We start from the raw sequence: 12062 nt of genomic DNA on the forward strand, positions 1-12062 counted from the left end.
TGCATTTTAGGGGCTTTTTGGAATGAAATCCAATAATAAGTGCAAAAAGGTAGTACTGATATGCAATTTAATTTAAGATTTAAAAAACAAACTTATATCTTTGCACTTTAGGAGTATTCATGTATTTCGGGTTGTCATTGAAATCACTCCTTTTCTTTAAACCTGAAAAGTTTAAAGAATAAAGCTTCGGCTTTAAATTGAATTGCTGTGAAGCAATAATTTGAATTAGTATTACGAAAAGGAATATATGGCAGATCAAAAGATGATCAGAATCGGCCAGGCGGCCAAGAAATTAAACGTTGGACACTCAACGATAATCGAGCAGCTGAAGAAGAAGAATATCGAAATCGATTCTCCTTCTCCAAATGGGAAGATTACGCTTGAGCAATTTGAAATGCTAAAAAAAATGAATGCAAAATCAATGCAGGAAAAAGAAGAAGCATCTCAAATTTCTATATCGTCACAGGTAGGAAATACAGTCATTGAGTCTAAAAAGAAAAAAGGACCAAAAACTGAAGAGAAAGAAGACGATCACCTGATCATCAAGAATTCTGCTACATCCGAAAATAAGAAAAGTGAAAAAGAGGATCAACCTAAAAAGGCTGAACCTGAAACATATAGTGGTCGCCCAGGTCTTAAAGTAGTTGGGAAAATTGATCTCAACGAAAACAAAAAGAAAGCTGAGGCTCCAAAACAAGAAACTCCAAAACCTGAACAGAAAAAGCAAGAAGCTCCTAAAAAGGAAACTCCTGCTCCTGCTCCAAAGGTTGAAGAGAAAAAAGAAGCCAGCTCTCCTACTCCTCCTAAGGCCGAAGAAAAGCCTAAGGAAGTGAAGAAGGAAGTTAAACCTGAGGTTAAAAAGCCTGTTGAAAACAAGCCTAAAAAAGCCTCTAAAGACGCAACAAACGCTCCAGAGAAGAAATCTGAGCAACCAACGCAAGAAGTGAAGAAAAAAGAACAAAATCCTCCGCAGACTCAGAAGGCTGAGAAAGCGAATACGCCTGCAACGGCAAGCGAAAAGCAAGAGCAAACAACTGAAAGTTCAACAGGTGTAACTGACTCTACTATTAATGCAAAAGCCGACGAATTAAAAGGTCTTACTGTCGTTGGTAAAGTCGATCTTTCGTCATTTGAAAATCGCCGTAAGAAAAAGCCGAAACCAGTAGCTTCATCAGATGATAAAGGAGCTCCTCAGAAAAAGCGTAAGAGAAAACGCGTTCCTGTAGGAAACTCTGAAAATCCTCAAGGAAGACAACAAGGTCAAGGCCAAGGCGGTAACAGACAAGGCGGACAAGGTGGTAACAGAAACCAAGGAGGCCAAGGCGGTAACAGACAAGGCGGACAAGGTGGCAACAGAAACCAAGGAGGCCAAGGCGGTAACAGACAAGGCGGACAAGGTGGTAACAGAAACCAAGGAGGCCAAGGTGGTAACAAGCCTGGAGAAAAGACTTTCCGTAATGCGGACGCTACTTCACAAAGAGGACAAGGCGGAAAAGGCGGAAACAACAAGAAGAAAAAAGGTAAATTATCAGAGAAGGATATTCAATCTGGAATGAAGAAAGCGAACCAACAGCTTAATCAGTCTGGATTCAAATCTACTCGTGGTAAACATAAACAAGCCAAAAAGAATAAGCGTGAAGCGGAAAACGAAGCACGTTTACAAAGAGAGGCAGCAGAATCGCATATCATTACAGTTACTGAGTTCATTTCTACAAGTGAGCTAGCAACAATGATGGATATCCCAGTAAGTGATATCATCATGACATGTATGAATAATGGTATGTTCATCTCAATCAACCAACGTCTTGACAAAGAGACAATCGAGTTGATTACAACTGAATATAACTTCGAGGCTAAATTTGCTTCAGCTGAAGAGGAAGTTGATGCTCCTCTTGAGAAAGAAGATAAGCCTGAAGATTTACAAGAAAGAGCGCCTATCGTTACAATCATGGGTCACGTTGACCACGGTAAAACGTCATTACTTGACTACATCCGTGACGCAAACGTAGCTGATGGTGAAGCAGGTGGTATCACACAGCACATTGGTGCTTACGATGTGACTACCAAGACAGGTAAGAAAATTGCCTTCCTTGATACACCAGGTCACGAAGCCTTTACAGCCATGCGTGCTCGTGGTGCCAAGGTAACCGACGTTGCTATTATCGTAGTAGCAGCCGACGATCAGGTAATGCCTCAAACAAAAGAAGCAATCAACCACGCATTATCAGCTGAAGTGCCGATCGTAATCGCGATCAACAAGGTAGATAAGCCAAATGCGAACGTAGATAATATTAAAACTCAACTTTCAGCATTAAATATTCTTGTTGAAGATTGGGGTGGTAAATACCAAGCTTTTGAAATCTCAGCGAAATTCGGTCAAGGTATTGACGAATTATTAGAAGGTGTACTTCTTGAATCTGAAGTATTAGAATTAAAAGCTAACCCTAACAAGAATGCTGTAGGTACAGTAGTTGAAGCATCTCTTGATAAAGGACGTGGTTATTTAGCGACAGTTCTTGTTCAAGCAGGTACAATGAAAGTAGGTGATGTAATGCTTGCCGGTGGTTACTATGGTAAAGTGAAAGCAATGCTTGATCATAGAGGCCATAGAGTGAAAGAAGCAGGCCCATCTACACCAGTTCAGGTATTAGGTCTTTCAGGTGCTCCTCAAGCAGGTGATAAACTGAATGTACTAGATACAGAACGTGAAGCAAGAGAAATTGCGAACAAGCGTGAGCAATTAGCACGTGAGCAAAGCTTAAGAGCTTCTCAACGTCCTAACCTAGACCTATTCAAGCGTCTTGCTCAAGGTGAGTTACAACAATTGAACTTGATCATCAAAGGTGACGTGGATGGTTCAGTGGAAGCATTATCAGATTCATTACTGAAACTTTCTAACGATGAAGTAGAAGTAAGAATTATCCATAAAGGAGTGGGTGCCCTTACTGAATCAGATATCTTATTAGCAGCTGCAGATAAGGAGAACCCTACGATGATCATTGGTTTCCAAGTTCGTCCTACTCCAAATGCTAGAAAGCTTGCTGAAAGCGAAGGTATTGAAGTTCGTCATTACTCAGTAATCTATAACGCTATTGACGATGTGAAAGCGGCTATGGAAGGTCTTCTTGAGCCAGATATGGAAGAGAAAATCGTGGGTAACGTTGAAGTTCGTGAAGTATTCAAAATCTCTAAAGTGGGTACAGTTGCCGGTTGTTACGTTACAGATGGTTACATCAAGCGTAACTCTAAAATCCGCTTAATCCGTGAAGGTGTTGTTATCTACGGAGGTACTGAAGGTGGAGAAATTGGAGCACTGAAACGTTTCAAAGACGATGTAAACGAAGTGAAATTCGGTTACGAGTGTGGTTTGAGTATTGCTAACTACAACGATATCAAAGTGGGTGACGTTGTTGAAGCATTCGAAATTACAGAAACTAAACGTACATTGAAGTAATAGTTTAAGCAATTAAACTTCTAAATATTAAGAGGCTGATTTATTCATTTAAATCAGCCTCTTTCATTTTATATATTTCCAAGCATCTCTCTACTCTCTATACCTACTGTATCAAGTAAAGTAATTCATACTACTTATACATCTTCGTCGAGCAAATAGAAGATTATTTTATATACAGTCAACAAAGGTCCCGTTATCTTCAATCCATTTTTTTGCAAGATTTTATAGTCCCTAACTTTCAAACTTATTTCTTCATTTTATCTTAACACAAAAACGAAGTAAAAATGTCAAGATTTAGAAGTCAAAAGCTAAATTCCATTCCTCTCGCCTATTCTATGAACGAAATATAACTATTATAATAACAATCCAACTCCGACAAGTTCATCTATCAAACGAAATTATTGATTTTGAATAAGTCAAAAGTGGTAAATAAATCATCAACTTCTTTATTATATTAAATGAAATAAAGTATTTATTGCACTATTTAATGAAATGACTAAAGTGTAATATATTATTTTTTTTAGTCTTAAATAGTTGTATAATTTTGATATCAGGAACAAACTTTTTTTAAACTATAAATAAATTAAAGCAATGAAAAAATTAATTTCAGCACTATTACTTGGTACATTACTGACTTCATGTTACAACACAAGACTTCTTGTGGGAGATGTAAAAACTTCTAACTTGAAAACACAAGAGAAAGTATGGACTCACCATGTAATCTTTGGATTAGTTCCATTGAGCAACGCTCGTCAAAACCCTGCTGATCATCTTCCTGAAGGTCAAGAAAACTACGTAGTGAAAACTAGTACTAGCTTTGTAAATGCACTTGTAACAGGTGTTACAGCTGGTATTTACACACCTACTACAACTACTTACTATGTTCCTAAGAAGTAATTAGTACTGAGCTATTACAGCAAAGGGATTGTTATACTATTTAGTTATAACAGTCCCTTTTTTTGTTGAATATTACATGAAAAGCCATTAAATAAAGAATTCTCCCAAAAAAAATTAAATTATTAAAACCATCTAATTGAACATACACTTTCATTATCAAGTACTAGCGTACTTCATGTTTCACACCTTATCAAAAAACAATATGGCAAAACCCAACCTACTACTGATCAATAAACTGAGAGAAGCTGCTTCTAATATTGCATCAGGTAAAGATTATAATTGGGGACATGTAGGAAAATGTAATTGTGGACATTTAGTCCAGGCAATTACTCCTATGAATTCCAAAGATATTTATTCAACTGCTCAAAGGCAAAAACTGGATGAATGGAGTGAGTTTGCTCACGATTATTGCCCAGCAAGTGGTATGCCAGTAGACAATATGATTGACACACTTCTTGATGCAGGTCTTGAAGTACAAGATATACCACATTTAGAGTACCTTTCAAACACTAAAGTGTTAAGTGCCCTTCCAGGAGGTTTCAGATATCTTCAAAAAGGAAATAAAGAAGATGCTGTCACTTACATGAAAGCCTGGGCTAATGTACTCGAAAAAGAGCTAGTGTAAAGGCTTATAAACTACTAACAGGTTCTCAAATTTCATTATGTCCTACTATCATTAGTTTATTTAAAGCTTTGTAAATTAGCTAACATTCAAAATAGTATATAAATAAATGGGTCGAAGTATTTCCACTTCGACCCTAATTTTAATATGAGATCTAAACTATTTAAACAAGCACATTAAGCTTAGTTTTTTGAGAATTCTTGTGTTAATACCTCTTCTTCTTTCTGATAAACACGTACATAATCTACGATTAATTGTTGAGGCCATATACTCTCATCAACTCCCTCAATAGCACCCCACGAACCTCCAACCGCTAAGTTCATCAGAATGTAAAAGTGCTCATCAAAAGGCCATTCTTTGTAGGTTTTCTGTTCATTTCTAAAATGAAAATACTTTTCATTATCTACATAAATAGAATATCCTTCCGGGCTCCATTCCAACTTATAATCATGAAATGCTTCTTCAGCATCTGACAGATAAATTCCTACCATTTTTTCAGTTCCCTTTGCGTGATTATAAGCTTCTGTATGTGCAGAACCATAAACAAAGTCCTTTTCATGCCCAACATGCTCCATAATATTAATTGAACCTTTCTTGGGCCAATCACCAAATTTAGAAACAGAAGGCAACATCCAAATTGCCGGCCATGTCCCCTTTCCAGAAGGAAGCTTTGCTCTGATTACAAATTTACCGTACTTCCAATCTCCTTTCCCTTTGGAACTTAAACGTGCTGAGGTATAATCAAATGTTTCATTGCTAATTGAATCTTTGTAATCTTCTTTTATGGCAGTTATATACAATTTCCCATCCTTTACCACAGTATTTTTAAGACGACTTGCCGTATAAGACTGTAATTCTTGATTTCCCCACTTTTTTTTATTTCCGTCTACCTCATAACTCCACTTCTCACTATCAGGTAAACCTTCGTATTCAAACTCATCTGACCATACTAATTGATAATCTATGTCGTCTGCCAATTTTGCTGATTTCTCTTTTTTAACTTCACATGATATCAAAAAAGAAAGAAACAATATTGTTAGTATTTTATCACGTTGTCTAGAATTGTTGACGAGTATGCTTGTAAATATGCTATTCATTTTCAAATGTATTAAGAAGAAAGATGTAAGTAATAATGTCGAATAATTATTTATTTAATACACTGAATACAAAAAGGGAGTTCAACGAATTAAACTCCCTTCCACCTATTCATCTATTGTCTAATTTTCGAAGTGAATCTTCTCAAATTCAACAGTCTTTGATACGTTTAATGAAACTGATTGATCACCAATCATGATTTTGAACTCTCCAGCTTCAACAGTCCATTTTAGATTTTCTGCTACAAAAGCTAAATCTTTACCATTTAAAGTAAACTCTATCACTTTTGATTCACCAGGTTTTAAGTTGACTTTTTCAAATCTTCTTAAACGCTTATTGTCTGGCGTAATTGAAGCATAAAGGTCTTTTGTATACAATTGAACTACTTCTTTACCTTCTACATCTCCAGAGTTCTTCACCGTTACCGAAACTTTAAAGTCACCATAAGGAGTAATTTCATTCTTAGAAATCTTAAGATCAGAATAATCAAAAGTTGTATAACTTAAGCCAAATCCGAATGGATATTGGAAAGGTAATGAAGAGTTATAATCATACATCCCTTCCATTTTTTCAGATGCTTCGGATGGTTTATGATCATAAGTACCTAACGCATTTGGATACATTGGGTAAGAGTATGGAAGTTTACCACTTGGGTTCACCTCTCCCACTAAAACATCAGCTAAAGCATCACCACCGAAGTTACCTGGCAAGTAAGTGTGTACTACCGCTGCCATATCTTCTTCAAACTGAGAAATCAAACGAGGACGACCTTCATTTAAGATCAATACTACTGGTTTGCCTGTTTTAGCTAAAGCCTCTGCTAACTTTCTTTGATTTTGTGAAATATATAAATCATGTAAGTTACCAGGTGTCTCAGTATAAGTATTTTCACCCAAGCATAAAAGAATTACATCTGAACCTTCAGAAGCTTTTACAGCCGCGTCGATGTCAATGTTTTTCTCTTCGTGATACAAGCCTTCATGGTTGTATTCTACACCCGAAGCAAAAGCTACATTCTCTTTTCCTAATTTGTTTTGCACTGCCTCAAGGATAGTATTGTAATCTTGTGCAAACTCTTCTACTTTCTCACCCTGCCAAGAGTAAGTCCAACCACCGTTCAATGTACGCATAGAGTTCGCATTAGGACCTGCTACAAATACTTTTGTTCCTTTTTTCAAAGGAAGAACGTTGTCATTATTTTTTAATAAAGTGATCGATTCAGAAGCTGCGTTATAAGCAATTTGCTCATGCTCTTTACTTCCGAATTTAGGATAATCACCTTTAGAAGGAGATGGTGTTTCGAATAATCCCAACTCCATTTTCACTTTTAAGATTCTACGTACTGCGTCATCAATTCTTGACATTGGCACCTCACCTTCGTTGACTAACTCTACAAGCATTTCAGCAAACTTGAAGTTGTAAGGAACCATTGACATGTCGATACCCGCATTGATAGATTTCTTAACGGCCTCCTTGTGCGTATCTGCTACTTTATCTCTGTTGTGTAAGTTTTCAATATCTGCCCAATCCGTCACAACTAGTCCTTTGAACCCTAGTTCTTCTTTCAACAATTTGGTCAAATACTTATAACTTGCGTGAACAGGAGTGCCGTTGATGATACCAGAGTTGATCATAATTGTATGTGCTCCAGCATCAATTGCAGCTTTATATGAAGGTAAATAATGCTCTCTTAATTCAATTTCTGGAAGATAAGAAGGTGTTCTGTCTTTTCCTGAACGCTCACTACCGTAGCCTAAGAAGTGCTTGATACAAGACGCTACTTTTGTTTTATCAGATAGGTCGTTATTTTCTCCTTCATAACCATCTATGGCTGCAATACCCATCTGAGAAGTAAGGTATACATCTTCACCGTAAGTTTCCCAAATACGCGGCCATGCAGGATTACGTCCCATATCTAATACTGGAGAAAAATCCCAAGGAATAGAACTAGCTCTTGTTTCATAAGCTGTTACTGCTGCACCTTGACGGTTCAATTCCGTATTCCAAGTGGCAGCCATTCCAATTTGTTGTGGAAAAAATGTTGCTCCAGCGGTATAAGTGGTACCATGTATTGCATCTACTCCATACAATACTGGGACACCAATTTCTTTCATTGCAACTTTTTGGATTTGAGAAATAACTTCATTCCATTTATCCGTCGTTCTTGCTCTGTTATTCGCCGTGTTAAGTACTGAACCGATTTTGTACTTTACGATAGCCTCTTCGAGCAGTTTTTTATCTAGTTTGAGTGGCTCATCACTTACAAACACATTTTCTCCTTTTGTAATAACATCTAGAGTAATTTGTGTCATTTGTCCGACTTTCTCTTCCAGTGATAGTTGGTGAAGAATCTTTTCTACTTTCTCGTCGATAGTTAGGTTACTATTTACAATCATTTCAATTTCTGCGGTATTCTTTTCAGGAGTTGAAATGTCTGGGGTATTAAAACCATAAAGTACAGCACACAAAGCTAGAGATGCGATCCCCTTCGTCCAATTATATTTCATTTTCTTTAATAAATTTAGATAGTTAAAGTGATAGAATAAGTAATTTTCATTTATAATTTTTAGCTGATCAAAGATAGAATTTTCTTTATTTTCATTATTTAATTTTTCAATTATTAATTAATTCACTAAAAAACCTAAAAAGAAATACCACTCTAATCACCTCACTAACAATACATTTTGTAGAAGGGAGCCTAAAAAGGCTCCCGGATATTTATTAAGTAACCTAAAGTACTTTTGTTGTATTACTGAAGTATAAAATCTGAAAGGTAGAAAGTACCAGGTCTAGTGTGTCCTTCTCCACCAATTTGAATGATTACTTTATCATAGAATGTCACTTCAGTTGCCGGAACTGAGTAAGATCCATCTTTGTTTGCATCCGTCATGATAGTTGAGAAATCAAAAGTAACTTCTATCCAAGTTCCGATTTCATCTTCACCCAGAGTATATAACGATTCTGCTCTAGATCTCCATGCTTCACCATCAGTACTGTTTTCTAATCTCAATGCAACTGTTGGAGTCATAGCCACTTCACCTAACCAAGCTGGCGTTTCATCCGCTGTACTAGGCGTCGTAAAATCATTTGAAGGCTCAAAATATACTTTCATTTTGAAGACGTTCCTTTCTGAAAGGTCAATTCTATAAGGAAGTTCAGCTTGGTAGTTTTGCCACCATCCTTGATCTCCTGTAGCATTTGTTCTTTCATACTTACCTACTAACCAGCTCGGAGAGTTGTCTGTTAATCTGAATTCATATGATTCTTCAAATACTAGTGCAGCATCTGTTACGAAATTTAAATTATCTGATTTTTGACCAGAGAAATTATCAAACAGATCTTGAGCTTCTAACTCTTTTTCTGGATCAGTTTCCTCATCGGCATCCGCAATATCTTTCGGAGCAAAAATATAATACCAAGCATTACCGTCAATACCGATTGTTCTTAAGTGTAATTTTTCCTCTGTCAATTCTAAAATTAAGAAGCTTTTACTTTCACCAACATACCAACTGAAGAAACCTCCATTTACAATGTTTAAATATCTATCATCTCCATCAGAAGTCATTTCCCATTTCCAATCTTCTGTATTTAGATCAACGTCAATTCTTAGACCATCTTCTCCACCATCAATACCTACAGTTCCTCCATAATTTGAGAAGAATGATTCTTTAGCAGCAGGTAATACATGTGAATCACCATTGTTATTCAATGTATATTTAAAACCATCCATTGAGAATGTTAACTCATCATCATAGTGACCCAAAGTTGGTTTTTGATTCTTTGATGCAGCCCACCATTCTGGGAAGAAGTTTGATGTAGGTCCTAAACCATTATGTCCTACTTCAAACCTTTGGAATTTCCATACTTTACCTTCTAAGTTATCAGGGCCACCTGTTAAGAATCTAAATTCTTCTGTATCTAAAAGAGAAGCATCTGTATTTTCAATTGTAACAACTTCTGATTTCGATGCTTGTCCCCCCTCAAAGAAAGCCATCAGTGAAATTCTATAATTTCCTGCTTCTGCAAAAGCCACCTCAACAGAATCTCCATTTGCCGAACCAAATGCCTTGTAATAAGTAGAATCATTTTCAACAACCTCTCTTTCATATGTCCAACTTGACATGAAACTTCCAGAAGTATTTGCTAACTCTAAGATATTAGGCGTTTTTGCTGACTCTTGTATAGTAAAAGTTACTGAACTGGGTGCGATACCACCTAACTCTGCGTCGTCTTTGGTACAGCTTGCCATCCCCATAAGGATGACAAAGCTTAAGAATGAATATATATATTTTTTCATGGTATGATTTCTTTAATTGTGATTATCTATAACCTTCATTTTGAATCAAAGTTGGATGTAAATCCACTTCTACTTGTGGAATTGGTAAGAAACCTCTTTTAGTCTTATCAAAAGTCACATTAAAAGTTTCAGCAGTACCAATATCACCTGTCATATTATTCCCGTTATCATCAACATATATCTCATCTGTATCAGATGGAGGAGTTAGAGTATATCCTGATACGTTGATTTCTTCCGCCGCTTCATCCAAACCTCTTCTTAACACATCGAAATAACGATGTCCTTCTAATGCTAACTCTACTCTTCTTTCTTGTTGGATATCTTCAAGTGAAATTGATGACTTATTACTCAAACCAGCTCTTTGACGCACACGGTTTAAATACTCTAATGCTTTGCCTGAATTAGTATCTAAATTCAACTCAGCGGCCATCAATAAAACATCAGCAAATCGGATGTAGTGATAATTCTGTCCCCAGTTTAATGGTGTTTCTGATTCTGCTTCATTCCATGCATGTGTAGTATATTTATTCGTATGCATAGAAGTAAAATTGTAATGAGCTTGATAAACTTCACCTTTTGAATCAATCAAATCTTTTGAATAGATAATTGTTGATGCTTTTCTAAGATCTCCATCTTCAAAAGAGCTTTCTAGTTCTCTTGAAGGTGACATGAAGCCCCAACCTGATTTAAGAATATCGCCACTGTGACCACGTGGTCCTGACATTTGACATAAAATAGAACCGTATGAGTAATCACCCCAATCACCTGAACCTGTATTTGCAAATGCAATTTCGAAGACAACTTCATTATTATAGTCTCCATTTTCATTGAACAAGTCAGCATAGTTTGTTGCTAGTTCTGCTCCTGAATTAGTAATAATATCATTTGCATAATCAATCATATGCGTCTTATTAAGAGAAGTGACTGCACTTTCGCCTTCAACAATTACAACACCGTCTTTTACTGGTAATTCACTCTTTCCGTAATACCCTGTATAAAATAAGAATACTTTTAAAAGCTCAGCTTCTGCTGCATATTTATCTAAACGACCTTCCTCACCTTCAGGAGCACTCTCTGCCATTAAGCTTATAGCTTCTGCCATATCTTTAGCAATTTGGGCATACAACTCATCTGGTGTTGCTTGTTGCACCTCTTTCCAAGCGTCCCCAGCTAGGGGTTCTGTTATTACAGGAACGTTTTCAAACAATCGAGCTAACTCAAAATAGTAATGCCCTCTTAAGAATAAAGCCTCACCTTTAAAGTTATTTTTTAAATCTTCTTCAGCTGTTGTAAAATTAATTTGATCATAATTAACCAATAAAGTATTTGCTCTTTGAATACCTCCATAACACTTATCCCATGCTGCTTTACCTGCAGCATTGTTAGTTTGAGATCTAAACTTACTTAGATCTTGGAAGTAAGGCATATCTGTTCCTGTTGGATCTCCACCTACATAAGCATCATCCCCCATAGCCATATCAAACATTCTTACTTCATTGGGGTTTGCACCATTATAATCTGAACGAAGCTTTTCATAAATCCCTACTAAAGCTTGTTTTGCTTCAACAGACGTTCTAAAGAATGTTTCAGAAGTTTGAGCATCTGTTGGTTTTAATTCTAAGAAGTCTGAACATGAAGTAATTGACATTGCCCCAATAACAATACTTCCTGCAACTAATATATCTTTAATTTTCATT

General features: G+C 36.4%; 7 protein-coding genes. 3 read left to right on the top strand and 4 right to left on the bottom strand.

The genetic code is table 11. The annotated features are described in order from the left end of the window. Positions 1-247 precede the first annotated feature (247 nt). The 3 genes from infB (at position 248) to PL77_RS06200 (ending at position 4976) form a co-directional block, all read left to right on the top strand. Positions 248-3454 carry a translation initiation factor IF-2 gene (gene infB, locus PL77_RS06190; RefSeq protein WP_044202872.1) on the top strand — a complete coding sequence of 1069 codons (3207 nt, stop codon included), beginning with the start codon at positions 248-250 and terminating at the stop codon, positions 3452-3454. 591 nt (positions 3455-4045) lie between these two features. Continuing rightward, positions 4046-4351, top strand: coding sequence for a Bor/Iss family lipoprotein (locus tag PL77_RS06195; protein ID WP_044202874.1), 306 nt, complete (start codon positions 4046-4048; stop codon positions 4349-4351). Between the two features lie 202 nt (positions 4352-4553). Continuing rightward, complete coding sequence (locus PL77_RS06200; protein ID WP_044202995.1) at positions 4554-4976, top strand: hypothetical protein; 423 nt, start codon at positions 4554-4556, stop codon at positions 4974-4976. Between the two features lie 179 nt (positions 4977-5155). Here the strand turns inward: PL77_RS06200 and PL77_RS06205 are convergent, their stop codons facing one another. From PL77_RS06205 to PL77_RS06220, 4 genes are all read right to left on the bottom strand, one after another. Then, the gene (locus PL77_RS06205) at positions 5156-6070 is read right to left on the bottom strand and encodes a family 16 glycosylhydrolase (protein WP_082026422.1); all 915 of its coding nucleotides are present in this window, start codon (positions 6068-6070) and stop codon (positions 5156-5158) included. A 120-nt stretch (positions 6071-6190) separates the two neighbouring features. Next, positions 6191-8575, bottom strand: a complete 2385-nt coding sequence (locus PL77_RS06210) for a glycoside hydrolase family 3 N-terminal domain-containing protein (RefSeq protein ID WP_052444213.1) — start codon at positions 8573-8575, stop codon at positions 6191-6193. A gap of 242 nt (positions 8576-8817) precedes the next feature. Then, positions 8818-10365: a hypothetical protein gene (locus PL77_RS06215; RefSeq protein ID WP_156152266.1), complete on the bottom strand. Its 1548-nt coding sequence runs from the start codon at positions 10363-10365 to the stop codon at positions 8818-8820. 22 nt (positions 10366-10387) lie between these two features. Further along, entirely contained in the window at positions 10388-12061 is a 1674-nt protein-coding gene (locus tag PL77_RS06220; RefSeq protein WP_172665810.1) for a RagB/SusD family nutrient uptake outer membrane protein, read from the bottom strand. Between the last annotated feature and the right edge of the window lies 1 nt (position 12062).

This window comes from Flammeovirga sp. OC4 (genome assembly GCF_000812565.1).
In the GTDB taxonomy this organism is placed as follows: Bacteria; Bacteroidota; Bacteroidia; order Cytophagales; family Flammeovirgaceae; genus Flammeovirga.